General features: G+C 62.1%; 30 protein-coding genes and 2 pseudogenes. 17 read left to right on the top strand and 15 right to left on the bottom strand.

Annotation, left to right across the window (positions count from 1 at the left end):
* The first annotated feature begins 67 nt into the window (after nucleotides 1-67).
* A complete protein-coding gene (locus AAFG16_RS09485) occupies nucleotides 68-454 on the top strand; it encodes a response regulator (RefSeq protein ID WP_342738940.1) in 387 nt (128 codons plus the stop codon).
* Between the two features lie 48 nt (nucleotides 455-502).
* On the opposite strand, the gene AAFG16_RS09480 is transcribed toward AAFG16_RS09485, so the two are convergent.
* Both AAFG16_RS09480 and AAFG16_RS09475 read right to left on the bottom strand, forming a co-directional pair.
* A complete protein-coding gene (locus AAFG16_RS09480; protein ID WP_342738939.1) occupies nucleotides 503-727 on the bottom strand; it encodes a hypothetical protein in 225 nt (74 codons plus the stop codon).
* Between the two features lie 304 nt (nucleotides 728-1,031).
* Complete coding sequence (locus tag AAFG16_RS09475; protein WP_342738938.1) at nucleotides 1,032-1,229, bottom strand: hypothetical protein; 198 nt, start codon at nucleotides 1,227-1,229, stop codon at nucleotides 1,032-1,034.
* A gap of 408 nt (nucleotides 1,230-1,637) precedes the next feature.
* Here AAFG16_RS09475 and AAFG16_RS09470 point away from each other — a divergent pair, with 408 nt between their 5' ends.
* The 5 genes and pseudogenes from AAFG16_RS09470 to AAFG16_RS09450 all read left to right on the top strand — a co-directional run.
* Nucleotides 1,638-1,802: a hypothetical protein gene (locus AAFG16_RS09470; protein ID WP_018321672.1), complete on the top strand. Its 165-nt coding sequence runs from the start codon at nucleotides 1,638-1,640 to the stop codon at nucleotides 1,800-1,802.
* A gap of 435 nt (nucleotides 1,803-2,237) precedes the next feature.
* On the top strand, nucleotides 2,238-3,161 hold the full coding sequence (locus tag AAFG16_RS09465) for a Ku protein (protein ID WP_342738937.1): 924 nt from the start codon (nucleotides 2,238-2,240) through the stop codon (nucleotides 3,159-3,161).
* 115 nt (nucleotides 3,162-3,276) lie between these two features.
* A complete protein-coding gene (locus AAFG16_RS09460; RefSeq protein WP_342738936.1) occupies nucleotides 3,277-4,158 on the top strand; it encodes a sensor histidine kinase in 882 nt (293 codons plus the stop codon).
* 320 nt (nucleotides 4,159-4,478) lie between these two features.
* Nucleotides 4,479-4,931, top strand: a complete 453-nt coding sequence (locus AAFG16_RS09455) for an Hsp20 family protein (RefSeq protein WP_342740880.1) — start codon at nucleotides 4,479-4,481, stop codon at nucleotides 4,929-4,931.
* A gap of 190 nt (nucleotides 4,932-5,121) precedes the next feature.
* Nucleotides 5,122-5,434 (top strand): annotated as a pseudogene (locus tag AAFG16_RS09450) (Ku protein); the annotation flags it as partial.
* Nucleotides 5,435-5,533: 99 nt separating this feature from the next.
* Here AAFG16_RS09450 and AAFG16_RS09445 read toward each other — a convergent pair.
* From AAFG16_RS09445 to AAFG16_RS09435, 3 genes are all read right to left on the bottom strand, one after another.
* Nucleotides 5,534-5,896 carry a hypothetical protein gene (locus AAFG16_RS09445; RefSeq protein WP_342738935.1) on the bottom strand — a complete coding sequence of 121 codons (363 nt, stop codon included), beginning with the start codon at nucleotides 5,894-5,896 and terminating at the stop codon, nucleotides 5,534-5,536.
* Nucleotides 5,897-6,019: 123 nt separating this feature from the next.
* Nucleotides 6,020-6,823, bottom strand: coding sequence for an ATP-binding protein (locus tag AAFG16_RS09440; protein WP_342738934.1), 804 nt, complete (start codon nucleotides 6,821-6,823; stop codon nucleotides 6,020-6,022).
* Between the two features lie 517 nt (nucleotides 6,824-7,340).
* Nucleotides 7,341-7,472, bottom strand: coding sequence for a hypothetical protein (locus AAFG16_RS09435; protein WP_342741120.1), 132 nt, complete (start codon nucleotides 7,470-7,472; stop codon nucleotides 7,341-7,343).
* A gap of 192 nt (nucleotides 7,473-7,664) precedes the next feature.
* On the opposite strand from AAFG16_RS09435, the gene AAFG16_RS09430 reads away from it, so the two are divergent.
* Both AAFG16_RS09430 and AAFG16_RS09425 read left to right on the top strand, forming a co-directional pair.
* Complete coding sequence (locus tag AAFG16_RS09430) at nucleotides 7,665-9,842, top strand: PAS domain S-box protein (protein ID WP_342738933.1); 2,178 nt, start codon at nucleotides 7,665-7,667, stop codon at nucleotides 9,840-9,842.
* A gap of 52 nt (nucleotides 9,843-9,894) precedes the next feature.
* A complete protein-coding gene (locus AAFG16_RS09425) occupies nucleotides 9,895-10,206 on the top strand; it encodes a response regulator (RefSeq protein ID WP_342738932.1) in 312 nt (103 codons plus the stop codon).
* Nucleotides 10,207-11,503: 1,297 nt separating this feature from the next.
* Here AAFG16_RS09425 and AAFG16_RS09420 read toward each other — a convergent pair.
* Both AAFG16_RS09420 and AAFG16_RS09415 read right to left on the bottom strand, forming a co-directional pair.
* A complete protein-coding gene (locus AAFG16_RS09420; RefSeq protein ID WP_342738931.1) occupies nucleotides 11,504-11,746 on the bottom strand; it encodes a hypothetical protein in 243 nt (80 codons plus the stop codon).
* A 255-nt stretch (nucleotides 11,747-12,001) separates the two neighbouring features.
* On the bottom strand, nucleotides 12,002-12,313 hold the full coding sequence (locus AAFG16_RS09415; protein WP_342738930.1) for a hypothetical protein: 312 nt from the start codon (nucleotides 12,311-12,313) through the stop codon (nucleotides 12,002-12,004).
* 596 nt (nucleotides 12,314-12,909) lie between these two features.
* On the opposite strand from AAFG16_RS09415, the gene AAFG16_RS09410 reads away from it, so the two are divergent.
* Together AAFG16_RS09410 and AAFG16_RS09405 are read left to right on the top strand one after the other, a co-directional pair.
* Nucleotides 12,910-13,206, top strand: coding sequence for a hypothetical protein (locus AAFG16_RS09410; RefSeq protein ID WP_342738929.1), 297 nt, complete (start codon nucleotides 12,910-12,912; stop codon nucleotides 13,204-13,206).
* A 100-nt stretch (nucleotides 13,207-13,306) separates the two neighbouring features.
* Nucleotides 13,307-13,585: a DUF1488 domain-containing protein gene (locus tag AAFG16_RS09405; RefSeq protein ID WP_342738928.1), complete on the top strand. Its 279-nt coding sequence runs from the start codon at nucleotides 13,307-13,309 to the stop codon at nucleotides 13,583-13,585.
* A gap of 121 nt (nucleotides 13,586-13,706) precedes the next feature.
* On the opposite strand, the gene rpsU is transcribed toward AAFG16_RS09405, so the two are convergent.
* Nucleotides 13,707-13,982: a 30S ribosomal protein S21 gene (gene rpsU, locus AAFG16_RS09400; protein ID WP_342738927.1), complete on the bottom strand. Its 276-nt coding sequence runs from the start codon at nucleotides 13,980-13,982 to the stop codon at nucleotides 13,707-13,709.
* A 391-nt stretch (nucleotides 13,983-14,373) separates the two neighbouring features.
* Between rpsU and AAFG16_RS09395 the strand changes: the two genes are divergently transcribed.
* From AAFG16_RS09395 to AAFG16_RS09375, 5 genes and pseudogenes are all read left to right on the top strand, one after another.
* Nucleotides 14,374-14,583, top strand: coding sequence for a cold-shock protein (locus tag AAFG16_RS09395; RefSeq protein WP_342738926.1), 210 nt, complete (start codon nucleotides 14,374-14,376; stop codon nucleotides 14,581-14,583).
* Nucleotides 14,584-14,679: 96 nt separating this feature from the next.
* On the top strand, nucleotides 14,680-14,922 hold the full coding sequence (locus AAFG16_RS09390; protein ID WP_342738924.1) for a transcriptional regulator: 243 nt from the start codon (nucleotides 14,680-14,682) through the stop codon (nucleotides 14,920-14,922).
* A 58-nt stretch (nucleotides 14,923-14,980) separates the two neighbouring features.
* A complete protein-coding gene (locus tag AAFG16_RS09385) occupies nucleotides 14,981-15,196 on the top strand; it encodes a hypothetical protein (RefSeq protein WP_342738923.1) in 216 nt (71 codons plus the stop codon).
* 233 nt (nucleotides 15,197-15,429) lie between these two features.
* A pseudogene (locus AAFG16_RS09380) lies at nucleotides 15,430-15,707 on the top strand (Ku protein); the annotation flags it as partial.
* 158 nt (nucleotides 15,708-15,865) lie between these two features.
* Nucleotides 15,866-16,063: a hypothetical protein gene (locus tag AAFG16_RS09375; RefSeq protein WP_342738922.1), complete on the top strand. Its 198-nt coding sequence runs from the start codon at nucleotides 15,866-15,868 to the stop codon at nucleotides 16,061-16,063.
* Nucleotides 16,064-16,125: 62 nt separating this feature from the next.
* On the opposite strand, the gene AAFG16_RS09370 is transcribed toward AAFG16_RS09375, so the two are convergent.
* From AAFG16_RS09370 to AAFG16_RS09360, 3 genes are all read right to left on the bottom strand, one after another.
* Nucleotides 16,126-17,298 (bottom strand): PHB depolymerase family esterase, encoded by a 1,173-nt coding sequence (locus tag AAFG16_RS09370; protein WP_342738921.1) that lies wholly within the window; start codon nucleotides 17,296-17,298, stop codon nucleotides 16,126-16,128.
* A gap of 4 nt (nucleotides 17,299-17,302) precedes the next feature.
* Complete coding sequence (locus AAFG16_RS09365; protein WP_342738920.1) at nucleotides 17,303-17,722, bottom strand: CopG family transcriptional regulator; 420 nt, start codon at nucleotides 17,720-17,722, stop codon at nucleotides 17,303-17,305.
* Between the two features lie 487 nt (nucleotides 17,723-18,209).
* Complete coding sequence (locus AAFG16_RS09360) at nucleotides 18,210-18,479, bottom strand: hypothetical protein (RefSeq protein WP_342738919.1); 270 nt, start codon at nucleotides 18,477-18,479, stop codon at nucleotides 18,210-18,212.
* Between the two features lie 378 nt (nucleotides 18,480-18,857).
* Between AAFG16_RS09360 and AAFG16_RS09355 the strand changes: the two genes are divergently transcribed.
* Both AAFG16_RS09355 and AAFG16_RS09350 read left to right on the top strand, forming a co-directional pair.
* Entirely contained in the window at nucleotides 18,858-19,766 is a 909-nt protein-coding gene (locus AAFG16_RS09355) for a LysR family transcriptional regulator (protein WP_342738918.1), read from the top strand.
* A 203-nt stretch (nucleotides 19,767-19,969) separates the two neighbouring features.
* Entirely contained in the window at nucleotides 19,970-20,740 is a 771-nt protein-coding gene (locus AAFG16_RS09350) for an isochorismatase family protein (RefSeq protein ID WP_342738917.1), read from the top strand.
* Nucleotides 20,741-20,796: 56 nt separating this feature from the next.
* Here AAFG16_RS09350 and AAFG16_RS09345 read toward each other — a convergent pair whose 3' ends face one another.
* From AAFG16_RS09345 to AAFG16_RS09330, 4 genes are all read right to left on the bottom strand, one after another.
* Complete coding sequence (locus tag AAFG16_RS09345) at nucleotides 20,797-21,531, bottom strand: SOS response-associated peptidase family protein (RefSeq protein WP_342740879.1); 735 nt, start codon at nucleotides 21,529-21,531, stop codon at nucleotides 20,797-20,799.
* Between the two features lie 239 nt (nucleotides 21,532-21,770).
* Nucleotides 21,771-22,799: an IS110 family transposase gene (locus tag AAFG16_RS09340; RefSeq protein ID WP_342738916.1), complete on the bottom strand. Its 1,029-nt coding sequence runs from the start codon at nucleotides 22,797-22,799 to the stop codon at nucleotides 21,771-21,773.
* A 244-nt stretch (nucleotides 22,800-23,043) separates the two neighbouring features.
* On the bottom strand, nucleotides 23,044-23,277 hold the full coding sequence (locus tag AAFG16_RS09335; RefSeq protein ID WP_342738915.1) for a hypothetical protein: 234 nt from the start codon (nucleotides 23,275-23,277) through the stop codon (nucleotides 23,044-23,046).
* 182 nt (nucleotides 23,278-23,459) lie between these two features.
* Complete coding sequence (locus AAFG16_RS09330) at nucleotides 23,460-24,176, bottom strand: hypothetical protein (protein ID WP_342738914.1); 717 nt, start codon at nucleotides 24,174-24,176, stop codon at nucleotides 23,460-23,462.
* Between the last annotated feature and the right edge of the window lie 280 nt (nucleotides 24,177-24,456).

Genomic DNA, 24,456 nt, shown 5'->3' with positions numbered 1-24,456 from the left:
CCGGACTGCGGACCAGCGCACTGCCGCACGCGAGACGATCCGGCTCGGTCGCCGAGGAGATTTGAAAGTGAGTGATGCCGTTCGTGTTCTGGTCGTGGAGGATGAAGCTCTCATCGCAAGCTTCGTCGAGGACGCCTTGTCCGACGGCGGTTTCGAGACCTGCTCGGTCCATTCGGGGGAAGAGGCCATGTGCACCTTTTGCGATGGCCGCGAGGGATGTCGAGTCCTGCTGACGGACGTCAACCTGGGTGACGGCATCAGCGGCTGGGAGCTGGCGCGGCAGATCAGGGAAATCACGCCTGGCTTTCCTGTGGTCTACATGACGAGCGCGAGCTCGCCTGACTGGCAATCGCAGGGCGTCGACGGCAGCGTCCTGATTCAGAAGCCCTTTGCGCCGGCGCAATTGGCTGCCGCGGTCTCGCAGCTACTCGATAGCGGGACCTCGCCGGTTTGAACCGGATCGTTGTGAGCTTCCAATCCTTCGGGCGAGCCCGCAACGTGGCTATGCTTTGGCCGTAGACGCGGCCGCGGCGCGAGCCGCTGCGACCGCCATCCAATCCCGCAACAGTCCCTTGTCCTCTTTGGAAAACGACGCCCGCCGCTTGAGATCCTCGAACGTGTCATCGGGATGGCATCGCTCGAAATCCTCCTTGATCAGCGACTCGAGATAGGTTCGATCCTCGGTGCTGCTGCCTGAATCCCATTGCTGGCAGGAATCGGTCCTCATGTTGTCCCTTCCGCGCGCGCAGTCGAAGGCGGTCCGGATGCGGCACAACGGCAAGAGCGATCGTTAGTTCACGAACAGATTGGTCCGAATCGACCCGAGGGCTGCCCGGCGATCGTTCCGACCGCGGCGGCCGAGGGCGGTCGGCCGCTGATTCCGGCGCGGTCACTCCGGCTCCCGTATCCGCCCCTTGCTGCCGCACTTCGACAGCCCGGAAAGATCCTGCGACCAGGCTCGGTCTCGCGCGCTGGCTGGTACCCAGCGCCATTGCAGGCGTCGCACCTGACCTCGGCGGAGTCGCCTTTCCTCATGCCTCGCCCGGACCGGCGAAGAGTGTCGCCGGCGGCGTGGTGCGCGGCGGCGGCAGGGGCCAGGCGCTCCCGCCGGGTTTGCTCTTTGCTTCGTACCTCTTGGCCAGGTCGAGCAGCCGTCTTCGTGTGAACGGGTCCGCCTTCTCCGCAAGATCTCGCGCCTGCTGCGCGAAGCAGCTGTAGAACTCTTCCATGACGCCACCCCACAACATCACCGAAGCTGGATTTGATTGGGCGACGCGGTTCGCGTCAAGAGCTCGCTTGTGTCCGCGCCGCGGTCGGGTATAGGCTAACTGCGGCGGGGGAAGCCAAATGTCGATGCTGCAACCTATCCGGAAGCCGTGCCCGCACTGTGGGCGGCCGATGAAGCTTGTTCGCGACGCGGCCGGCAGAGGCGGCGAGCGCTACGTCTGTCCCGAGTGCGACGACGACCCGCTGCACGATCCCGCCGCCCGGAAGTGGGTGGACGGCCCGCTGCGGCCGCCGGCGAAATAGGGGTCCGGAAGGGCGGTCTGGTCTGACGGCCTGGAAGACGCTGGGACTGGCAAGTTCCTCATAGACGCACCAACTCCATTATTGTTACCGAACATGGGAGGTGCGAAGTGTCGACTGTCGCAAACCTGCTCGCGCGAAAGCAGGCGCTCATGGAGCGACTGGAGAACGGTGCCGGACCGAACGAGCGCGAGGAAATCGAGCGTCTGCTCGCGCAGATCGAGACCGCGCTGAACTTGCTCGAATCGGGAAATGCCGCCCCGCGCGAGGAATGATCTGGCCGCGCCGGTCGCGGCGCGCCGAAAGCGTGGCGCCTAGGAACGGCAGCCGTCGCACCCGGTTTTCGTGAATGCCGCGCTATTACTTCGATACCTCCGATAACGAGAACTTCGTCTTCGACGACGTCGGGGTGGAGATCGCCTCGTTCGAGGGGCGTGAAGCGGGAGGCGTCCCGGGCCATGGCGGACTTCGCCAAGGACGTACTGCCAAGGTCCGAGGTTCGCAACTTGGCGATCGAAGTTCGGGATGACGCAGGCCCCGTTCTCCGGGTGGGCCTTCGCTTCGAGCTCGAGCACGCCGCTGTGCGCTGACGCCGGGGCCGGGCGATACCCCTCGCAGGGTGAAATGCTCCCGCCGCCCGTCGGCCATGTCGGAACCGGACCGCCTCGTTCGTCTTGAATCCAGGCCCGCCCCAACGGAGTTCTGCGTACATGGCCCCGCGTGCCAACTGGAAAGGCTTCCTGCGTCTGTCCCTAGTGACCTGTCCGGTCGCGCTGTATCCGGCCACCTCCGAGTCCGAGAAGATCAGCTTCAACCAGCTCAACCGGCAGACCGGACATCGCATCAAGTACCTGAAGGTTGATGCCGACACTGGCGACGAGGTGCCTAACGAGGACATCGTCAAAGGCTATGAACTCGACAAGGGCCAGTACATCGAGGTCTCGAAAGAGGAGCTCGAGGAGATCGCTCTGGAGTCCACTCGCACCATCGAGATCGACGAGTTCGTTGACAAGGCCGACATCGATCCGCGCTACCTGATCCGCCCGTACTACGTCCGCCCGGACGGCAAGGTCGGCCACGACGCTTTCGCGGTGATCCGCGAGACAATTCGCGAGATGGACAAGGTCGCCATCGGCCGCGTGGTGCTGACCAACCGCGAGCACATCGTCGCCCTCGAGGCAATGGACAAGGGGCTCGTCGGTACGCTGCTGCGCTACCCCTACGAAGTCCGTAGCGAGCAGGAGTATTTCGACGAGATTCAGGACGTGAAGGTCACGAAGGACATGCTGGATCTCGCCAAGCACATCGTGAACCAGAAGGCCGGACGGTTCGAGCCGGAGAAGTTCGCGGACCACTATGAGACCGCGCTGATCGACCTCATTAACAAGAAGCGCGCCGGCAAGCCGATCACGCCGAAGGAGCGCCCAGCATCGACCAACGTCGTCGATCTGATGGAGGCGCTGCGGCGGTCCGTCGGCAACGAGGCCGCGCCGGCGAAGGCCGCAAAGCCCACCAAGAAGCCGCGAAAGGCGGCGGCCGGCCAGAAGGAAATGCTGATGCCGATCGAGGGCAAGAAGGCGAAGGAGGCATCGGCAAAGAAGCCTGCGGCCAGGTCGCAGCGGAGGTCTGCGTAAGCGGGCCGTGTGATCGCATCAGCGCGCCACGACTAGGAACGCTTGAGGCAACCGGACGTTCGGGCTCAAGGCAGTCGCAATCCGCGCTTCCGAAACGTTCAGTGGAGGATTCAACATGAGGCCCATCGCGAGTGCTCTTGTGTTCGCTCTGGCGATCTCCGCTCCGGCCGCATTCGCTCAGACCACCAAGCCGGATGTCTCGGCCGCACCGAGCGCGCCGAACTCGGGCGCCGGCCTGGTCGGCGAGATCATTCCCAGGTCTGCTGCCATTGTCGGATACGAAGTGACCGCCGACTTCCCAGCCATCGGCCGACGCACGATGCTGGTAAGTGCGCGTCGCCTGGTGCACCCCGACAACAACAGCACGAGCATTCTGTTCGTCTTCGAGGACGTCACCGACAGGCGGGTCGGTGATGCTCAAAAAGACGTTCTCCTCGCCGAAACGCGCCATCGGATGAAGAACCTTCTCGCGATAGTGCGATCCCTTGCCAGTCAGACGGACGTTGAAGGCCGGTCGGCCAAGGACTACCGGGATGCCTTTCTGGGACGTTTCCAAGCAGTCGCCGAAGCCGAGAGCCTGGCGCTCGCCGGCGGAGCTCCAGCCGATCTGCGCGCCCTAGTCGAGCAAGCCTTGAGGCCTGCGGCCGATCGGTGCCGCATCGCTCCCGGGGCCGTCGTCACCCTCAGTCCGCGCCAGATTGTGCCGATGAGCCTCATTCTGCATGAACTGATGACCAACGTCTGGAAGTATGGAGCCTACTCGCGGTCAGGCGGCCTCGTGCATGTCTCCTGGAATCTTGCGGGGCAGGAGGACAAGACAGTTCTTCACCTGGACTGGCACGAAGAAAACGGGCCGCCTGTGACCCCGCCTACTCGCACCGGCTTCGGCTCGCGGCTGATCGATATCAGCGCGGTGCAGGGCCTACGCGGCACCTTGGAGCTGAAGTATGAGCCGACAGGTTTGAGAGTACATCTCACCGCGCCTATGGAGAGTTGAAGGAGGGTGCCTCCCAAACCTGGCTTCCGAGACATATATCCGGCCGCTCGTAGCATCCAGCTCCATTGCGATGAGGTACTCATCCTCGACGACCAGCTCGGGGAGTGTCGCGCACGACGCCCGCCGGACCAAGTGGCATCCAAGCATTAACCATCCCGACGTCGGCGACAAAAAATCGCGCCGAGCCCCTTGAAACTTTTTGCCGGATTCCAAATTTTTCCGACGTCGCGGGATGCCTTCGGGGTCGCGCGACTGAGACGGGCGCCCGGACGGTGTCCGGAGCCTGCTCGTACCCATCTTGCTCCAAGGAGGATTTGGATATGAGGTATGACTGGACTCCCCTCTGGAGGTCGAGCATCGGATTCGACCACCTTTTCGACGCCCTCGATGAGGTCCAGCGGACCGCCGAGGAAACCTATCCGCCCTACAACATCGAACGTCTCGACGAGAACAGCTTCCGGATTTCGGTCGCGCTCGCCGGCTTCTCGCCGGACGAAGTCGCGCTGACCGCCGAGCACAACGTGCTGACGCTCGAAGGCCGGAAGATGGAGAAGCAAGACAAGACCTTCCTGCATCGCGGCATCTCGAATCGCAACTTCAAGCGTCAGTTCACCCTGGCCGACTACGTGGAGGTCAAGGGCGCGCGCTTCGAGAACGGGCTGCTGCTCATCGACCTGCAGCGGGAGATCCCCGAGGCGATGAAGCCGCGCCGGATCGAGATCAACGGCTCCGCCCGGAGCAACGTGACCCAGATCGAATCCAAGGCCGCCTGACCGGACAGCGGCCAGGTCTGATCGAGCCGCGCGGGAAAACCCGCGCGGCAACCTTCAGCTCGTCTCAGAAACTTCACCCCGGCACCGTCTTCGAGCACCCGTGCGACGCGGTGTCTGATCCGGATCTCAGCCTTTCCGAGAAGCGCGCCATCCTGGCGTCATGGGCGTCCGACGCCTCGGCCATCGCGTCAAGGCGGGGCGCTTCGATCCCGAGAAGTTCGAGGACCATTACGAGACTGCGCTGATCGACCTCATCAACCAGTAGCGTGCCGGAAGCCGATCACGCCGAAGTCCAAGCCCGCCGCGGGCAACGTCGTCGATCTCATGGAGGCGCTGCGCCGGTCCGCCGGGCAGGAGTCCACGCCGGCGAAGGCTGCCAAGCCGGCCAAGAAGCCGCGAAAGGCGGCGGCGGGCCAGAAGGAAATGCTGATGTCGATCGAGGCAAGAAGCCGGCGAAGGAATCGGCGAAGAAGCCGGCCAAGGCGCAGCGGAAGTCTGCGTAATCGTCGCGACACCAAGCGGGTTGGAACGAATGGGGTCGCGAAGAGTCTAGTCCATGCCCCCGCCCCCCCCAAAAGCCCCGCCGGGGGAAAACCTACCCCCTAGGTTGGCGGTCCGAATGCGCAAACATAGCGCAAGGACCGTTTGCGCCCGAAGGAGGGAGCAATGAGCAACCGCACATCGGACCGAAGGACACCGACCCCGGCCGAACGGGAAGCGCGAAAGATGTTTCGCGACACGAGCGCGAAGGCGCCGAGGCAGTCGAGAAGGATCGTTCTCATGCGCTCAAGATCCTTCGACTTCACCGTCGTCGGCAGGGCTTGTACCGCGCCGGCGAAAACAACGTCTCCGTCGACGTCGGTCGGCGCCTTGATCTCTTCCCGCGCTAATTTCGCGCGCAGCGCTTCGGCCTTCCCGGTGGATCGGCGGAAGGCCGAGTCTTTCCCCGCGAGTCGGTCGACCAATGCGTCGCGCGACGACGGTTAGGTGGCGACCTGTTTGCGCAGATCCTCCGGGACCTCGGCCGCGGGCGACTGGGTCTGGTCGATGTAGAACCATGCGGGGAACCACTTCCGTTGGGCGTGAGCCTAGAAGTGGATGTACTGCATCGGCTCCGCGACCTTCTCGTTCCGTAGGAAGTTGCGGACGACCGCGTCGGGGGTCACGTTCTCGCGGATGATCCTCGTTCGCTCCCTGTCGACCTCCGAAACCGGTTCGACGTCGCCGATCAGCCTGAGCGCCGGCGCGCCCTTCTTTTCATCAAATTCGCCCTCGCGCACGAACTGGATGCTCGGAAGCAAGGATTTGTCGATGAGGAATTTGCCGCTGGTGCCGGCGACTTCGCCTGAGTCCAGATCGATCGTCGCTTCCTTGCCTATCGCAACGCGGTTCAAGCGCGCGCTGAATTCGGCGACCGCCCGCTGCTCGCGCGCGGCGATGATCTGCCTGAGCTCTCCCGGCTTGATAAGACGGGTCTCCCCGACGTACCGGAAATAGATGCCTCCTTCCTTCACGTCCTGGCCGACGTTCTTGATGGCGATGACTGGACCATGATCGTGCTTTTCCACATACAGCACGCCCACCTGCTTGCCGCCGAGCTCGATAAGGCCCTTCGTGACGTGAGGAACGGGATCGAGGGCACCCGCCAGGATTCGGTTGAGGAGCGAGATGTCCGATTTCGTGAAGACGTCGTCGGAAAGTCCATCCGCTTGGTAGGTCGCGTCTGTGACGCCGAACAGGAGGTAGCCGCCCTTGTTGTTGGCCAGGCCCGCGATCGCGCGAAGTGCCTTCGAGAACCGATCCTCCCGCTGAAGCCGGAAGCCCGCCTTGCACTCGATGCGGTCCGTCTCGCCGCCCGCCAGCCGCCACGTGCCGGTTTCGCGGACGAACATGAACGAAGTATGCGCATGTCCACCGAAGAAGGCGCCGGAGGCGCCTTGGCTTTCGGGTCCTGCCAGGCGGCCAGAAAGGCCTCGAGCACTTCCGGCTGCGCCTCCTCCACAGAAGCCCCGTACTTGCCGTTCTTGATCTGCGTGATGCGACCCGAGCTGATCAGGCGGTCCGGCTTGTTGAAGTAGTAATGGATGACGTCGTTTCGCCAGCCCTTCCGAAGCATCGCCTTCACGATGTCGATCTCGTCGTCGGACAGGTTCCGCTGCTTGGCCATGTCGCCCCCCGGCGCCGATCGCAGCGCGGGCCGGCGCAGACGGTTCGCCCGAATGTTTGTTGGAGACCGGTGCTATCGGAGGATGCAGGAGCCGCGCAAGGGGATGACGCTACCTCGCGGACTCGGGCGGGCATTCTGGGCATGTGTCCCCGATTGACTCCAGGACATCGCTCACTTCGGCGGCGGCATCGTCCGGAGAGATCCCAGGCGGGGGATCGCCGATCACGAATCCCTGCTTCGAGCTAACCGCCCGGACCGAGCAGGCGGGCCGAAGGATTCGTCCCGGCTGGAGCGATCCCGATGCTGATGGCGAAGGAGCGGCGGCCGGCGATCCGCACCTTGGCCCATTTCTCAATCAGTTTCGTTGTCGGCATGCGCCAGCTTGCGGGTCGGTCGCTCTGGGGCGCAGTAGAACATAACAAGAATAAACGAGGCATTCAGGAACAGTTGCGCCCCGAGGACGTTGGGAAAGGTTCGGCGGGCCAACGGGGGCGTCTGCCCATGTCCTTTTTCGAACAGCGGGTTCGGACCGGGCCCTCCGTCTCTCGCCCCGAGAGCAGTTTCCAATGTCGAATGTCGAAGAATTTCCGCTCTCCCTTCGTCGTCAGCCGACGGAGTTCGAGGCGCTGGTCGCTGCCGGTGGCGCCGCTCTTGATGCCCTTCCCGGTGCGGCGTACCTCTGTGACGCCGAGGGAGCCCTCATCGCCTACAATGCCGAGGCCGTCCAATTGTGGGGCCGAACACCTGATATCGCCAAGAAGGAGCGTTTCTGCGGCTCCCATCAACTTTATCTGCTCGATGGAACGCCGCTTGCACATGCCGACTGTCCGATGGCCACCGCTCTTCGCCTCGGTACTCCCACGCGCAATGCCGAAGTCATCATGGCGCGGCCGGACGGCTCTTGCTTGACAGCCCTGGTCAATATCCGCGCCTTGCGCGACCACTCTGGCCGAATCCAAGGCGCCATCAATTGCTTCCAAGACATCACCGGACGCAAGCGGGTTGAGGAGGAAGTCCGCCAGACAACGCAGGATCTGGAGGACTTCTTCGAGAACGGTGCCGTGGGGCTGCATATCGTCAGCAGCGAAGGCATCATCCTTCGTGCCAACAAAGCCGAACTGGACATGCTGGGGTACAGACCCGAGGAGTACATCGGGCGCCATGTGGCGGAGTTTCATGCCGACGCTCCGACCATCGGCGATATCCTTCAGCGCCTCTCATGCGGCGAGCGGCTCGATCGCTATCCGGCCCGGCTACGGGCGCGTGACGGCTCGGTCAAGCATGTGCTGATTACATCGAACAGCCGCTTCGTGGAGGGCAAGTTCGTCAACACGCGTTGCTTCACCATTGACGTGACCAAATTGCATGCTTCTGAGGAAGCGCGACAAGCCAGTGAAACCCGGCTTGCTGCAACTTATGAGGCGGCGAGCGTAGGCATTTCCGAGATCGACGAGAACGGCCACTTCTTGCGGGTGAATGACTCCCTTTGCCGCATCACGGGACGCTCCCGCGACGAGCTGCTCGGAATGACCTTCTTCGGCTATACCCATCCCGATGACCATGCCGAGGATGCCGAGCTGTACGCGCGGCAGGTGCGCGGCGACATCGCGAACTACACCATTCGCAAGCGCGCACTCCGGCCTGACGGGTCGGTGCGGCATCTCGACATCTTCAGTTCATCGGTGCGCGACACGGAGGGCCGCTTTCTCTACGGCGTGCGGGTTGCCCAGGATGTCACCGCCACCAAGCAGCTGGAGGACCGATTGCGTGAAGGCGAGCAGCGCATGCGCGATCTCCTCGAGGCGCTGCCGGCAGCCATCTACACGACCGACGCAAACGGCCGGATCAACTTCTATAATCGCGCCGCGGTGGAGATGGCTGGGAGAACGCCGCTGCCGGGCGATGAGTGGTGCGTGACCTGGAAACTCTATTGGCCTGACGGCTCGCCGCTGCCGCACAATGAATGCCCGATGGCGGTAGCGTTGCGTGAAAACCGGCCGGTTCGCGGTGCGGAGGCGGTGGCCGAGCGCCCGGATGGCGGACGCGTGCCCTTCATTCCTTATCCGACGCCGCTTCGAGATGCCGCAGGCAACCTGGTCGGGGCTATCAACATGCTGGTCGACATCAGCGAGCGCAAGCGCGCTGAGAACGCTCAGAAGGTCCTCATCGATGAGTTGAACCACCGTGTGAAAAACACTTTGGCGACGGTGCAGTCGCTCGCGAGTCAGACGGCTCGCCATGCCGCCGATCTAGAGGAGTTTCTGCCGACTTTCACGGGACGCCTCCTTGCGTTTGCCAGAGCGCACGACCTGCTTACTCAGCGAAACTGGCAGGATGCTCCTTTCGAAAAGTTGGTTGGCGATATCGTCGCTCCGGTGTCAGGGGGACGGGTGATGACAGAGGGGCCGCACGTGGATCTGGACGCGCGCACGGCGCTGAGCGTCACGATGGTCTTCAACGAGCTTCTGACCAACGCGGTGAAATACGGCGCGCTCTCCCTGCCGGATGGATCAGTGTCACTCACTTGGCGGGTGGGCAGAGACAACCAAAGCACGGTCGAGTGCGAATGGCGCGAACGTGGGGGACCACCGGTTACGCCTCCCAAGCGGCGTGGATTTGGCACGCGGCTGATGGAGCGTTGCATAGAGCATGACCTGGCAGGCGAGTTCGATCTGGAATTCGAGCCAGAGGGCGCACGCTGCCGCATGGTGTTTCCCATTATGCTCCCGGCATCCAATGGCTGAGATCTCCGGTACCAGAGTTCTCCTCGTTGAGGACGAAGGCTTGGTTGCCCTCATGATCGAAGACATGCTCGAGGAACTGGGATTGAAGGTGGTCGCGTCAGCGGCGCACGTATCAAAGGCCTGCGAACTCGCGACAAAGACATCCTTCGATCTGGCGCTCCTTGACGTGAATCTCGCTGGAGAGCTGGTTTTTCCTGTAGCTCGCATCTTGCGCGATCGAAAAATTCCGTTCCTGTTCAGCACGGGCTATGGCGGACCGCCGCTGGAGGAGGAGTTCCGGGATGCGCCCGCGCTCGGTAAGCCGTTCTCGATCGAGCAATTGAGCGAGAAATTGGGGACACTTCTGCGTCACCCCAAGCTCTGACAGGCGGGCGTGGACCGAAGCTGGACACAGGCCGGATTGTTGGCGGCCGGATCACCAGCGCTTTTAGAAGAGACTACGCAGGTCTGCAGCTTCCGGAAGGAGGAGAGTGGCCGCTCAACTCACTTACTCTTAAAACTGCGGTCGGCTCACCCTGCGGGCTCAAAAATCACACTGTGACGTAAGTCAGATTGTCGAACGCACGCTTCACTCGACGTCATTCCTGCTTATGACCAACTGTACATTGCAAGCAGAGCTCGTGAACGTGAGCAAGGAGCGTAACATCCAGTGCGCTCCTATTCTTGCGAGGCGTCCGAATTGCGTGATCAAAAAAAAGGCGACGTCGTTATTTTCGGCCAGGGGCGTCATGTTACGCTGCATCGCCCGTCAGAAGATTATCGCTTTCACTTCTTGAAAGTCCCGGGCACAAACCACTTGATGAGCTCTTCGTCCCAAAGCCGACCTCCTTAGCGCGCGCGGGTCGGGCGGGCCCGAGGGACGGGCTTACGCACAACCGAAATGACTCCGCGCGCGATGTCGCTCTGGAAATTGCTCGCGACAGGGCCCGAGTTGTGGCCACATCTACCATCGTCCAGATGGCCGCTGGGCCCGAATCGGCGTACGCCTGCTGCATGAAAGAGCAGCATCGAAACTGCAAATGCGGAGCCGTCTATCACCGCACCGAAGCAACGGCTCCAGCGCGGGAAGTAAATAGCTTCGAATGCATTTATTGCGGGGACACGCTGGAAAGCTGGAACAGCGCTTGGGTCCCAAACTACCGTCTGGTGGTCGGACCGATCATAAAGCCGTCACCTTCATAGAGCCCGGTTTGGATTTGTCGCACGGCGATCTGAGGGGCGCAGGTCCACTTTCGAGCCGTGGCCAGGAGACGTTCGCGCTCATGACGAAGAGCTCTCGCCTCCGCGATGGCCGCTTCCGCTCTAGTCAAAAGATCGTCGGTCGTTCGCTGCATCGGCCAAGAATGTGGCATTCTGCGGCTCAGCGCCTTCACCTATGTGATTGTTCCAATGCTGCCGAACACAGGTCTCGCTCCATCTGAGTAGTTCGAGAGACTGGCGAATCACTTCGCGGGAACGTGCGAGTATTGCGTGATCATACGAATAGATTGACATCGCGTGCTCCTCTGCCTTGCAGGCGGGAGCACAATCGGTCTCTCAGCCACCGACGCCTACGGACAGTGCCTCGGCCGGTGATGTGTGGTAGCATGCGCTCTTATTCGCCGGACCGCTAGTCCTCTTTTTGTCGGGCGCCGCACTTCTCAGCCAACTCAAATTAGCCTTCAACACATGCGGATGGTGCGTGTGATCTCGTGGACTTCGCCCTGTTTCAAATTGAGCCGTTCCATTTCGGCGGAGGTCAATTGTTCCTGCGCCAGCGAGGCGGACCAGCCCTCAGGAATGGCGTTTAGAACCAGGTGCACCGCGTCCTCGGAAGATGATCCTGCGGCAACCCAAAGCCTGCTCGTCCGGTCGTCGGTCAGGACGCGGACGAGATAGACGCGTGTCTCGAAGGATCGTGCCATTCAATCGCTCGCTCGTGGCGAGATGCCTCGCGCTGGGGCTAAATGCGCCCAATGGGGGTTGGTTTCAAACCCGATTGTCGACAGTGCCGGCCGGCAGCCGCTACTGGTCCAAGACACTTCGACCCAGACCGCTTTGGCAATAGGCCGACGGCCAGCCGTCCGATGGATCACGCCGGAGCCGTCGGTGAGGCCCTAGCACCGCCGCTCGCCATCCGCTCTTCGCTACTTCTTCTTTGTAGGTCCGAAGTCCGGCTGTCAGGCTGCCTCTTTGCGGCTCGGGGCCGCGGCGATCACCTTGGCTTTTTCCTTCTTCGGTTTCTTGGCTTCGCGATTGCCGCGTTGCTGGCCCTTCGCCATGTCGCTCTCCTTTGGCGGCTTGAGTTCGTCGAGTTCGTCCGACTGCAGCACGCGTCCACGCGGGGTACAGACCCTGACGTCCATGTTGCCTTCACGCAGCAGTTTCCGTGCGAGGCGCAGCGCGACTGTCGCAGTGCCGCGGCCGAGATTGGAGCTGCCGTATTCGTTGGTCCCGCTGACGAGATACGGCACACGTGTTGCCCTAGCCATTGAGGAAGGCGGCTCCGCACACGAGAAGCAGAAGAAACAACGGAACGATCACCGGCGGCACTATCCATTCCGAAATGCGAAAACGCGGCATCGAATGCTCCTGCGAAGCCTTCGGCGGGAGCACACGTGACCCTCAGTCACCGGTCGAAGCCGTTGAGAAGTGCGGTGATGGCAGCGATCCTACGCCCGCGACGAGCCAGTAGCGAGCGATATGTGCATTGCAGGCGACGGTCGCGCCGCGACGTTCGTTCGCCCTGGTGACGATAGTGCTGGCTATTACCACGCAACGGGAGCATGGTCGTGATCGCCAGCGTCGGTTGGGGCGTCACTTGCGAAAGGCAGGCATGCATGACCATCCGCTCGCGGCGAGAAGCCGTCGCTTTCCGCATCGGCGGGAGCGAGCGTGTCTTACCGGCTGGGGCCTATAAGGTCCTCACGGACGAGGAGGCGATCGAGAGTCCGAGCTTCTCAGCCTGTCGCCACACTGCCAGGACGATCACCGTGCCCGTCGAGGGCTCGTGCAAACCCACGGAGTTGCTGTCGGCCGGCTCGGTTAAACTTGCGCATGCGCGAGCCGTAGACGCGAGCATCAGTCCATGACGGATCAGCCGGTCGACCTTGACAAGCACCGCGGGATGGCCGCGCAGAAGGCGACGGACTTGCGCCGGGCGCTGGCCGAGGTCGAGACTAATCTGCGCGAATTGCGGGAGCGTGAAGCTGATCTGGAAAATCGCATGATGACGGTGCCTGCTGGCTCCTGGTCGGAGGCGGCGGTGAAGGCACGGCATCTGCTCAATCTCTATGCTGCAAGCCTCCCTGCCGAGGACACGCGCCACCGCGCCTTGGTGGCTGCGCTGTTCGATGAGTTCGCCCGGCTGTCGGGGGAAGGCTGAGGCGGTGTCATGCTCGTTGCGGCCGCGAAGCGGAAGGCAGCGAACGATATGCCTTGGGAGGCGGATCCTTCCAACTCGCGATGACGCAACGGAGTAACCTATGACATTGACCAGCGGCCGTTTTATCGCCCACGAATACGACCGGATGATCGTGCGGTTCTCGATGCATGACGGCGCCAGAGAGATTCCTTGCGCGATCTCGACCTCTGCGATGGACGCCATCGAGGGTGGGCCGCAAGTCAGACCCGAGCAGCGGGAAGCCCAATTCACGCGGCTGCGGGATCGCATCGAAGCCCGTGCGGCAAGCAAGTATCGCGCGACCGAGTTCGAAGGCACGCCGCCAGGCATTGTGCTGCGAGGCATCGATTTCAGGCAATAGGGATGATGGGACCGCCACGGCTGAATCTTCGCTGCTTCACAGGTGACGTAGCCCTGATAGCACGAGGTCCGACAAGCAACGTCAGTTGACGTGCGGCGTTCTCCGGAACGCGGGCCTCCTTCTACTCCGCTCGTGCTTTGACCTCCGGCAAAGGCGGCTTCCGCTCAAACGGCTTCTTTTTTGGCGGCGCGGGCAGCAATCCCTCCCTGATCGCCTGCTTGCGGGCAAGCTTCCGGGCTCGTCGGATAGCTTCGGATTTCTCGCGGGTCTTTCTCTCCGAGGGCTTTTCGTAGGAGCGGCGCTGCTTCATTTCCCGGAAGACGCCCTCTCGTTGCATCTTCTTCTTGAGAACACGGAGCGCCTGCTCAACATTGTTGTCTCTGACAAGTACCTGCAATTGAGTCTCCTCGCTGGGCTGCAAACGCGATACGTCCTGCAGGCAGCCAAATGCGCAGGAGCTTCATTTCGGTCTTCAGGGCAACGGCGGCGATGTTCGCGAAGTGCTAGTCTGCCTGCAACAGCAATGCAGCTTGGTGCATCAACGTGATCATTCGCGTTGACGACTGTCAATCGATAAACTCTTTCTCACATCTCGACAGAAGTGACAGGACGACACTAATTGGTTCCCTCCTTGCAAAATCCGAAAACTGACGTATATTAGCGTTGTTCGATTAGCCGCTGTGCCTTGTTGAATGCGCCCGCGGGCTCCTTTTCCAAAGACATCGACGAAGTTGAAGATAACTGCGCGATCATCGCGCGGTATGCGCTTTTGCGCTTTGGAGAAGAAAATGACGACAGGTACTGTTAAGTGGTTCAACGGCCAAAAGGGCTTCGGTTTCATTCAGCCGAACGACGGCGGCAACGATGTATTCGTTCATATCAGCGCTGTTGAACGAGCTGGTCTTTCCGGGCTCGGAGAGGGCCAAAAGGTCAACTTCGAGGCCAAGACCGACAAGATGCGAGGCAAAGTCAGCGCTGAGAACCTCTCGCTGGCTTGATATCGTGGCGCCGTTTCACGGATGTACTGGAACGGCCCCTCTGCCCGCTCAATCGTTGGATTGAGCGGGTTTTGTCATTGTGGAGCCAGGCGAGCGATGACCGCCAAGAAGCCGGCAGAGCCATCATCTGAAGCCATCGCGCGTTCCGATCGCAAGCGCTTGGCTGCTGAAGAGGGAGCGCGGGCATTGGCCGATGTCGAAAAGCAGGCCATCGATGTTCGTAAGAACATGGCGCGGCTTCGAGAAGTTCGTGAGGCCAAGGAAGCAGCTGACGCAGTCCTTCAGGCGCCGTTGCCAGCGCCTCCGCCGAAGAAGCGCCCGAGAAAGCCGCGGGTTTAGTGGCCTGTAAGGCAAACGCCGAAATCTAGGGAGCCGATCATGCGACAGGCCGGGCGTCTTGCGTAGAGCTAGATCGGAGCGCGGCGGGACGATCACCTTCTTTCTCGCGTTCGGCGCAGATCGGCAGATGTGCCGGCTTGCGACGACATTCAGTACTGAGAAGCAGGCGTTCAGCTATTTACACAAGCATCGAACGGAGTTCGAACGTATGGCACGCGCACGCCTTGCTTCAGGCGAGCTCGAACATGGAGTTGTTGTGCTTTCGATGCTCTAGTGGTCGGACCGGACCCAAGCTTGCATGAGCGGTGCTGCCTCTTGCGCATATCGCTAAAGGGCTTGAAACTTCGCGAGCATCGATAGCTTGGCTGTCGAAGCTCGCGAAGCGGCCCATCTCCAGGGCTTCTTCGTCTACAGCGAGCTAACCGCCATCCCAGAAATCAAAATGGTTCGAGCGACATTCGCCTGAGATAGGAGTTCGACCACTCTGACTTGGCCGCTTCGAGCCGGTACGACGCCGCGCTGATCGACCTCATCAACCAGAAGCGCGTCGGCAAACCGATCACGCCCAGTCGAAGCCCGCGGCGACCAACGTCGTCGACCGGATGGAGGCGCTGGGCCGATCCGGCGGCAAGAAGGCCGCGCCGGCGAAGGCTGCCAACCCGGCCAAGAAGCCGCGCAAGGCGGCAGCCGGCCAGAAGGAAATGCTGATGTCGATCGAGGGCAAGGAGCCGGCGAAGGAAGCGGCGGCGAAAAGACCAGCCAAGGCGGAGCGGAAGTCGGCGTAATCTTCGAGACACCAGGGGATTGGAACGAATGGGGTCGCGAAGAGTCGAATCCATGCCCCCGGCCCCAAAAGCCCCGCCGGGGGAAAACCTACCCCCTAGGTTGGCGGTCCGAATGCGCAACATAGCGCAAGGACCGTTTGCACCCCTAGGAGGGAGCAATGAACAATCGCACATCAGACCGGAGGACGCCGACCGCGGCCGAGCGGGAAGCCCGAAAGGTGTTTTGCGACACGAGCGCGAAGGTGCCGGTCTCCGAGCATGAACGCGTTCAGCAGGCATTCCATGCAAACCGGGAGCGTCTGAAGGCCGAGCGGATGGCTCGAGAGGCGGCAGCGGAACAGAAGCCGAAGACCTGATTGGCGTAAAGGTCAGACGCGACGTCCGCTTCCCATCACCGGGATGAAAAGCGGATGCCACCTCAATTCCGCCCCTGCGGGAGCGAGTGCTCGAGGAAGAAGCGCAGCATTTCCCTCGTTGCATCCGGCCCGTCCGGATCGGTGTAGGAGCCGGCGGGGCTGCCCCCCGACCATGCGTGTCCGGCTCCGTGGATTTCCCAATGCTCGAGGATTCCGCGTCCGCCGGCGTCGGTGTGGACCGTGCGAGTGTACGCATGTCCTCCAGGTACCCGCCCGCGATGCACCTTGGCCTTCGTGCGGGATCCGCCGATCGACTGTCGGACGATCCGATCGCCGTTTTTGGAATGCACGGTGGTGTCGCGATCACCGTGAAAGACGATTGTCGGCACGTGCGGGCCGTCGCTCGGCGCTGCCTCAAGTCCGCCACCCTGCTTCATGGCCATCAGCGCGGAGGGAAGGTCGCTGGCTGCTCCGCAGGCCAGTCCGGAATGAACGCCGATCGCCGCGTACAGATCGCCGTACGTCGATCCCATGACGGCCGCGGCCGCGGCCCCGGCGGACAGTCCGGCGACGTAAACGCGTTCCGAATCGACCGAATAATCGCACATGATCTGGCGGGTGATGCCGGCGATGAGCGAGGGCTCGCCGCCACCGCGGTGCTGATCGGCCGGCCGAAACCAATTCCAGCATTTCGCCTGGTTCGCTTCCGCCCGCTGCGCGGGATAGACAACGAAGCAGGTCTGTTCTTCGGCGATGAAGTTCATCCGCGTGCCAGCGGCGAAATCCTCCGGCGACTGCGTGCAACCGTGGAGCATGACCACCAGCGGAATGGCCTGGCCGTGATACCCGCTGGGGATGAAGAGCCGGTAGGAGCGGCTTCCCGCGGCGTTTGCGTAGGTGCCTTCGATGAACCTGGCGCCGTGCGGCACGATGTCCGCCAGAGAGGGCGGAGCGCGCCTCAGGGCTCCTCCCAGTCCGAGCCCGCGGAGGTTTTTGGCGATATCCACTGCCGGCTGGGCCGCCCGACGCGGACGCCTCGTCTCGGCGGCGTTCGCCTTGGCGTCGATGGTTGGCGGCTCTCGTCCTGACGCAAGGGCGGCGTGGTCGGCCGTCGGTGCGGTAGCGCCGCGCTCTTTCTCGCCCCGAAGCATGCGCTGAAGCAGCGCGGTGGCCTCAACGAGTTGGCCCGAGCGTGTGAGGCGTGTGGCTTCGCGAATGATGTCCTGGTTCAACATGACCTTACCTCGTTCTGTCGGCGAGAGCGGACTTGACCGCCGGACTGGCATGCAGGGCCCCCAGCACAGAGACCGATGCAATCGTCGCGCGGGCCAGCTCGGGCGTGACGTCCTGCGCGATGGTGGCGAGACCCAGAACATTGATGTGCAGCATCTCGCCCGCCAGCCGCGCCGCCTCGAGATCCTCGCGGCTGTAGTTTCGCAAGCCCAGGTCTAGGCTTTTTCGCGCCGTGGACTGCTTGACCACGTCGGCATGGCGTTCGAGCTGGTTGCGGATGGCGGTCCGGATGAAATCGGTCCGGTTCGAGTAGAAGCCTTCCTGGACCATCAGGTCGACCTGACCGAGATCGACAAAACCAAGATTGATCGTGATTTTTTCCGAGTCGGAGGGCTTGGGTCGGATTTCGTGCACGTTGCCGGCCATTGTTACTACCATCCTATTGCCATCTGAACAGATGGTATATGGATGGAATTAGTCCGCCCGCAAGACCACCCCCTTGCCGCGTTTGCGAAAGTGCGATCGTGCGGGGGCGCCCAGCGCTACCCGCATCGCTTCTGCAATAGCGGCAGCCAGCGGTTGCGGTTGATTCCGAGACTCAGGAGCAGCTCATCGACGGATTAGGGGAGCAGAGGCGTGACGCTCCGGAGGGTTAGGCCCGCGATCGCGGTCGTGGCGGCCCCCGGAGCCCTACGGTCGCCTCGCTGCGTGATCGTTTTACGATCCGCGATTATATTTCAGCCATGGACGTCGAGTACGATCCCGAGCGCGAGGCGTTTGCGGCTCATGAAGCTCGCCGCCGAAGCCGATGGAGCCGAACGGCAGAGATGGATCGACGCCGTACTGGCGTGGATCGAACTCACCCGCGTGCCGGTGCCGCCTCGCCGCGAGTACGGGTGACGGAAGAGGCGATTTAGTCCGTCTCGGCCTGACACTCCGGACAGGTATCGCCGATCGAATTCAGTAAACCGCGGAGCTCCGCGACGGCTTCGTCCGGAGAGACCCCGGGCGGCGGATCCTGCCTGGCGATTTCGAATGCGCGCTCTCGGGCATGGGGGTCGGCGCGGTCCTGCGCCCAGCCGTGCTCCTCGCACTCGCGGATGGCGCCGGCCTCGTTGAGGACCGAGATGGCCCAGCCGCGCGGCGTCCGGATCGCGGGTCGTCGTTCCTTCGTCATCAGCATCGATATCGCGACCGCTCCTGCCGGGACGAATCCTTCGGCCCTCTCGCTCGTTCCGGGCGGTTAGCACGGGTCAGGGATTCGCAATCGGCAGAGCTTCGGCTTGTCCACCTGTTCCGCAGAGCCTGTGCAGAACACTATGTCGTCGACGCGGGGTCTTCCTTTGCGCCGCGGGCGACGATTCGAAGAGGCGCCGTCTGGAAGTGGCCCACGGCGACTTTGTAGGGCGTGACTCGTTCGCCGATTGCTCAAGGGCCCCCCGACCACCGTTGATACCGGCTGGAGGCCATCGGACAACGACGACCATTTGGGCGAACTTCCGTTGCACGGCCGTTCTGCTTACCGTGCCCAAGAAAATCGGATACCGCGGAGCATAACCTGATGTTGGATTGGGATCACCTGCAAAGCTTTCTCATGGTTGCCCGCCACGGCAACCTATCGGCAGCCGCTCGCGCGCTCCGCGTCACACAAACGACTATGGGTAGGCGGATCGAAGCCTTGCACGCGCAGGCCGGTGTGCGTCTGCTTCAGAAAACGCCCGAAGGCTTCGTTCTGACTCAAGCCGGGAAGCGGGTGCTCGCGAGTGTCGAACGCATCGAGATCGAGGCGCTGTCGGTGCAACGGGCCATCACGGGGGAAGACGAGCGCATCGCCGGCGAGGTCAGGATAACGACAGTCGACTCCTTCGGTGCGAAGATGGTCATCCCGATGCTGCAGAAGCTCGCCCAGCGCCAGCCCGAACTTCAGATCGAACTCATCGCCGATAACAGATCACTTTCACTGTCGAGGCGGGAGGCTGACATAGCGATCAGGCTGGCCGAGTTCGAGCAGCACGAGGTTGTGGTGAGGCATGTCGCCGACATGGCGTTTGGCCTGTACGCAAGCAAAAGCTATCTGCAAAGGCATGGGATGCCGGATTTCAAGGATGGCTGTGCCGGCCACGTAGTGATCGCGCTACAGCAGGATCTGGGGCTCATGCCCGAAGCCAAGCGACTTGCGCAGGTTGCTCCGCGCGCGGCGGTGGCGTTGCGAAGCAACAGTCGCGATGTCCATGTGCACGCGGTGCAAACCGGCTACGGGATCGCCTTCCTGCCTTGCTATCTCGCCATGGAAGGCGACGAGTTGGTCGAATTGAGCGCTCCGGGCGGAAGAGTGGTGCGCGGACTTTGGCTCGGCGTGCATCGGGACACGCGAGACGTCCGTCGGATCCGTCTTGTGCTCGACCATCTGGTCAAGGAAATGAAGGGAAGCTCGGCGAGACTCATGCCGGCCCCGATGCGGCGACGATGACGATCGCTCCGACGGCCATCCACCCTCGCTCTTGAAGATAGGCAATGCTTGCACAAGGCCGTTCGGCACGCACCGCCGAGATAACGCACGACGATGCTGCGTAATCGCAGATTGCGCTAAGCCCTCAAAAGTCATGAATTCCTGCCATGAGAGCCGCGGCAATCCTGCAGCGATGCATGCTTCAATAGACGAGGAGCCGAAAGATGACCGACACGATCCGCCGCCCAGCCGACATCTTCAGTCCGACCACGGACGCGGTGTTGCCGACTAAGGTGAAGTTTGAGGACGCGAGAGCAGCCGGCAGGCGGGGCTACGACAAGCCGACGCCCCAGAACAGCATCGTCCTGCTGGTCGATCACCAGATGGGTCTGATGCTCGGCATGCGCGACACGCAATCGTTGGGACAACTCGTCGGCAACGTCATCGGTCTCGCCCGTACAGCGAAGGCCTTGGGCATCCCCACTCTCCTCACGACCTCGAACGCCCAATGGCAGAACGAGGACACCCTGCCCGAACTGAAGGAGATCTTCCCGGATCATCCGATCTACCGGCGCACGGGCATCATCAACTGCTACGAGGACCCCACCTTCCGCAAGGCGATCGAGGCCATTTCGGAACGTACTGCTCGCCGTCACGTCATCATCGCTGCGGTGACGATCGGGACGTGCTGCCTCATGCCGACGCTCTCGATGCTCAACGACGGGTATAGCGTCTACCCCGTCATCGATGCTTGTGGGGCCTGGAGCAAGTACGAGGTGGACGCGGCGAGCGCTCGCATGGCCGCGGCCGGCGCGGAGCTTTGTTCGACGTTCGCCCTCGCGTGTGAACTCCAGGCGGATTGGAAGCTGCCATCCGGCCAGGCGATGTTCGAACCGTTCGTCAAAAACCTGCCCGAGTACGGTTTTGCGGTGAACAACTTCTGGAACCGCGTTGGCGGCCAAGCGGTCGCGGACCCGTTCGGGATGGTGAAGTAGAGCCGAGACGCACAGTTATCCAGTCTCTGGTCCGGATGCCGGGCTGCGCTTCCGCTTCAAGCAGCCTGGCTGTCCGGATCCTCTTTCACGCCCCGTGCGACGATCTTCAACGTCCCGTTCGGAAGCGGCCGCTGCAGCCGCAGCGCCTCGTCGGCCGGCGCGGTCAACCAGGTCTCGACCTCTTCCGGCGTCGTGAGGATCACCGGCATTGCCTTCGGATGGATGGGGAAGACTTCGGCGTTCGCCTCCGTCGTCAGGAAGGCGTAGAGGTCGTTGGTGGTCTCGCCTTCCTTGACCTTCCGGACGGATGTCCAGTTGGCCCAGATGCCGGCGAAGCATGCGAGCGGACGGCTTTCGTCGAGGGCGAACCAGATGTCCCCGCCCTCGGTCTTGTTGAACTCGCTGAATGAATTGAACGGCACCAAGCATCTATTCTCGACGCCGAGCCAGCGCGTCCAGTGTTTGCTCTTCACGTTGCGGATGTTGGTCGTGCCTCCGTCCGGCTCCATCCGGAGCAATTCCTTGAAATCGACGGTCTTGCCTTTCGCCTGCAGTTTCTCGGCGCGCTTCTTGGTTGCCTGGAGGAGGGCTTGGCTCGAGGACGGCATGCCCCAGCGCGCGGTCGCGAGTTCGCGGCCGTCGGCGCCGTTCCGGACGATCGGCGCCATGTAGTCGGGAAAGAGGCCGGTCATCGGCGCGAGGTTGCCCACGTACCGGTTGACGACGCGGAAAAGCGAGCTGATGGCGGCCTGGTTGGTCGTGATGCTGTAGAGGTTGCCCCCACTTGTCAGGATTGTAGCAGACTTTTGGCCAGATCGCTTGCTATCAGATGTCCGGCCTGTTTGCGCGGACAAAGCCCGCTGGCCGAGATGGTGTTCGCTACGCGCGCTCCAAGCACATGGGCGACATTCTTGTTGCCAGTGTAATCTTCGGAAGCTCGCGCGTATCGACCGATCGGTCCTTCCATCTACTGTGTCCTGCAAGTTCGTGGGCAATCCGCCTAGCAACCTGCTCGCGGGCCGATTTCAGATCAAGTCGGCATGACGGCTACCGGCTGCTTGTACACGCCGCCCGATATCATCAAGCGCCAAGCGATGCGGGCAAACTTGTTGGCCAAGGCCACCGCGACCAACTTTGGCGGCTTTCGCTCCAGCAGCGAAGCGAGCCATGGTGTGGGCCTATGACGGCCCTTTCGAATATGCCTCAGCAGTGCGGTCGCACCGACGATCAACGTCGATCGCAGTATAGAATCTCCAGCCTTTGTAATGCCGCCGAGCCTTTGCCGGCCGCCAGTTGAATGATCCTTAGGTGTCAGCCCGAGCCACGCCGCAAAGTCGCGACCCGATCTGAAGGTCTCGGGCGGCGGCGCTTTCATGCTTAGCATGGACGACCCAATCGGACCGACGCCGGGAATCGTCGCGATCCGCCTGCTGACATCATCGTCGCGGTGCCACCTCATCAGCTTGGCTTCGATCTTTGCCAGGCGGGCTTCGACCGCAGCATATTCCTCTGCTTGGAGTCGGAAGAGATCCTTTGCCATTTCCGGCAAGCTGTCATCCTCGAGTACCCGTTTGATAAGTTGCGCGACATTCTGCCGACCGGCGGGGCCGACGATGCCAAATTCAGCCGCATAGCTCCTGAAGGCATTGGAAAGCTGCGACTTCACGCTGACCAGGCGTTCCCGCACAGTCATTAACATGCAGGCCGCTTGCCGTTCCTTCGATTTGACCGGTACAAACCGCATACTCGGCCGGGTGACCGCCTCGCACAGCGCTTCGGCATCGGCCGCGTCGTTCTTGCCGCGCTTCACGTAAGCCTTCACGTACTGAGGGGGGATCAGCTTCACCTCGTGACCGAACGACTGCAGCAGGCGCGCCCAATGATGCGAGCTGCCGCAGGACTCGATGGCGACGAGAACCGGTGGAAGCCGCTCGAAGTAGCGGATCATCTCGGCTCGCCGGAACTGGCGGCGGACCACCACCACCTCATTATCATCAACACCATGAAGCTGGAAAACCGACTTGGAAGTGTCCATACCGATGCGAACAGGAAGATTCATCAGACTTTCCTCTCATCTAGCTGTGACGCTGACAGCGCCATAGGACCGTGGGGATGAGAGGCCGTCCACACCAGCACATCGGGTTTTCGGATCCGGGTGGCGGCTGCGTTGCTAGAGATTTAGCAGTCTGATCCCGCGGCGGCGACCGGTAGCTGGTGTTGTCTTTGGTCCCGCAGCGGAGACACTCGCCGCGTGGGGAGCTCTACTTACCGGCGAGTTTGAGGGACCAATGTCCGGCGCCGATTTACATGTCAGACCCGCTCGCCACGCGGCGATCAGCCTCGGCAATCGCTGCATCGACCTCTTTGATCAGGAACCGAACGCCCGGCGTCATATGGATCATGATCGCGTGGCCGGTGCGCTTGTAACCGCCGCCCGGGAAGACTTCGTAGGTGTTCCCGTAGACGCCTAGCCCGTGACCAGCGTCCTGGATCTTTACTGATGTGTCCCAGCACGAATAGGTGCGCGGCTTACCCATCTATCACTCCTCTGAGCTCAGCAATCATCTCCGCCATCTCGCTCACTTCGTCGGCCGCCTTGCGAAGCGGCGACCTCAGCATGCAGCGCGCCGCGGTCTTCCTGGTTACCATGTGTTTACATCGCCAACGGCCCCAAGTTCGGAGTGCTTTGAGTCCGGCCGCACGGCCTAAGCTGCGGGCGTCAGATTGGCCTGGCGTTCCGGTCGGCATAGCTCATCCAGCAACTTTCGTCGGGCGCCCGGAATTCGACGCTGGTCCGCAGGTTCTCGACGGACGTCACCACGTCGGCAAAATAGTCGGTCTCTGAATCGTGACCGACTATCAGGCTCCTGGAGCGGAAAGTCAGATCGTCCTTTCGCCAGCACCACGACGTTTCCGGGCCGATCGCAGGCGAAAGGACATGGTCGTTCCCCGGAACGCGCATGTACGAGCCGATCTCGCCGCCCAACAGGCCCACCAATGCAAGCTTGTTTGGGACGATCACAACTTCCTCGATGAGACCATGCTCCGGATCGATCACAATCGCTCGTACGGTGACGGGCGGCTTGGGAGGCAGATCGACGGTCGTCCACCGAACCATCGTGACCACATCGGCGAGGCGAACGCGCGCCGGACCCCGCTCTCCCGGTCCGGTGCGCCGGCCGACGATCAGACCAGGTCCGGCGATCGGCCGAGATCCTCCGATGATGAACGCCTCCGCACGCTGTTCGACTCCCGCAAACAAGACATCGCCCTTCGGAAGTTTCATGGCAACCCTCGGCTTTTCTCCGAAATAGGCGCTCAGCCGCGCATGCTTGCTGATGTCGATTCTGACGACCGATTTCATCTTGGGATCGATCAAGATCCCTTTGATGCTGTTGAAGACTGACTGCTCCCGCAATTCCTCACGCTGGATCATAGCTTGCCCCTTCCTTCGCCGAGCACTTTGCCCGCGAGCACATCCGGCTTCGGGACCGCCGGGTTAGTCTGGTCGGCGGCCGACACATCAGCATGACCGGATCAAAAGTGGCGGGCAAATCGCAGTGGGAAGCTAAGCTCTCAAGATGCGTCGTTCAGGAATTTGTCCCCAGGGAAAATTGCGGATGCTTGTCAAGGACGCGGCCTTCTTCCGAGCTGCGTCACCGCCCATATGACCCGCGAACGAGGTTGCCGCGCGAGTCTCGCAGGCCCGCGCCGGA

Origin of the sequence: Bradyrhizobium sp. B117 (assembly GCF_038969555.1) — a bacterium.
Lineage (GTDB): Bacteria > Pseudomonadota > Alphaproteobacteria > Rhizobiales > Xanthobacteraceae > Bradyrhizobium.
Note: the sequence above shows the minus strand (reverse complement) of the source record. Positions and strands in the feature narration are given on the sequence as shown.

What these genes read in the sequence shown, in the direction of transcription:
- AAFG16_RS09480 (WP_342738939.1), bottom strand. Translation starts at nt 727, where the DNA reads ATGAGGACCGATTCCTGCCAGCAATGGGATTCAGGCAGCAGCACCGAG.
- AAFG16_RS09475 (WP_342738938.1), bottom strand. Translation starts at nt 1,229, where the DNA reads ATGGAAGAGTTCTACAGCTGCTTCGCGCAGCAGGCGCGAGATCTTGCG.
- AAFG16_RS09465 (WP_342738937.1), top strand. Translation starts at nt 2,238, where the DNA reads ATGGCCCCGCGTGCCAACTGGAAAGGCTTCCTGCGTCTGTCCCTAGTG.
- AAFG16_RS09460 (WP_342738936.1), top strand. Translation starts at nt 3,277, where the DNA reads ATGAGGCCCATCGCGAGTGCTCTTGTGTTCGCTCTGGCGATCTCCGCT.
- AAFG16_RS09455 (WP_342740880.1), top strand. Translation starts at nt 4,479, where the DNA reads ATGAGGTATGACTGGACTCCCCTCTGGAGGTCGAGCATCGGATTCGAC.
- AAFG16_RS09440 (WP_342738934.1), bottom strand. Translation starts at nt 6,823, where the DNA reads ATGTTCGTCCGCGAAACCGGCACGTGGCGGCTGGCGGGCGGCGAGACG.
- AAFG16_RS09435 (WP_342741120.1), bottom strand. Translation starts at nt 7,472, where the DNA reads ATGCCGACAACGAAACTGATTGAGAAATGGGCCAAGGTGCGGATCGCC.
- AAFG16_RS09430 (WP_342738933.1), top strand. Translation starts at nt 7,665, where the DNA reads ATGTCGAATGTCGAAGAATTTCCGCTCTCCCTTCGTCGTCAGCCGACG.
- AAFG16_RS09425 (WP_342738932.1), top strand. Translation starts at nt 9,895, where the DNA reads ATGATCGAAGACATGCTCGAGGAACTGGGATTGAAGGTGGTCGCGTCA.
- AAFG16_RS09420 (WP_342738931.1), bottom strand. Translation starts at nt 11,746, where the DNA reads ATGGCACGATCCTTCGAGACACGCGTCTATCTCGTCCGCGTCCTGACC.
- AAFG16_RS09415 (WP_342738930.1), bottom strand. Translation starts at nt 12,313, where the DNA reads ATGGCTAGGGCAACACGTGTGCCGTATCTCGTCAGCGGGACCAACGAA.
- AAFG16_RS09410 (WP_342738929.1), top strand. Translation starts at nt 12,910, where the DNA reads ATGACGGATCAGCCGGTCGACCTTGACAAGCACCGCGGGATGGCCGCG.
- AAFG16_RS09405 (WP_342738928.1), top strand. Translation starts at nt 13,307, where the DNA reads ATGACATTGACCAGCGGCCGTTTTATCGCCCACGAATACGACCGGATG.
- AAFG16_RS09395 (WP_342738926.1), top strand. Translation starts at nt 14,374, where the DNA reads ATGACGACAGGTACTGTTAAGTGGTTCAACGGCCAAAAGGGCTTCGGT.
- AAFG16_RS09390 (WP_342738924.1), top strand. Translation starts at nt 14,680, where the DNA reads ATGACCGCCAAGAAGCCGGCAGAGCCATCATCTGAAGCCATCGCGCGT.
- AAFG16_RS09375 (WP_342738922.1), top strand. Translation starts at nt 15,866, where the DNA reads ATGAACAATCGCACATCAGACCGGAGGACGCCGACCGCGGCCGAGCGG.
- AAFG16_RS09370 (WP_342738921.1), bottom strand. Translation starts at nt 17,298, where the DNA reads ATGTTGAACCAGGACATCATTCGCGAAGCCACACGCCTCACACGCTCG.
- AAFG16_RS09365 (WP_342738920.1), bottom strand. Translation starts at nt 17,722, where the DNA reads ATGGCCGGCAACGTGCACGAAATCCGACCCAAGCCCTCCGACTCGGAA.
- AAFG16_RS09360 (WP_342738919.1), bottom strand. Translation starts at nt 18,479, where the DNA reads ATGCTGATGACGAAGGAACGACGACCCGCGATCCGGACGCCGCGCGGC.
- AAFG16_RS09355 (WP_342738918.1), top strand. Translation starts at nt 18,858, where the DNA reads ATGTTGGATTGGGATCACCTGCAAAGCTTTCTCATGGTTGCCCGCCAC.
- AAFG16_RS09350 (WP_342738917.1), top strand. Translation starts at nt 19,970, where the DNA reads ATGACCGACACGATCCGCCGCCCAGCCGACATCTTCAGTCCGACCACG.
- AAFG16_RS09340 (WP_342738916.1), bottom strand. Translation starts at nt 22,799, where the DNA reads ATGAATCTTCCTGTTCGCATCGGTATGGACACTTCCAAGTCGGTTTTC.
- AAFG16_RS09335 (WP_342738915.1), bottom strand. Translation starts at nt 23,277, where the DNA reads ATGGGTAAGCCGCGCACCTATTCGTGCTGGGACACATCAGTAAAGATC.
- AAFG16_RS09330 (WP_342738914.1), bottom strand. Translation starts at nt 24,176, where the DNA reads ATGATCCAGCGTGAGGAATTGCGGGAGCAGTCAGTCTTCAACAGCATC.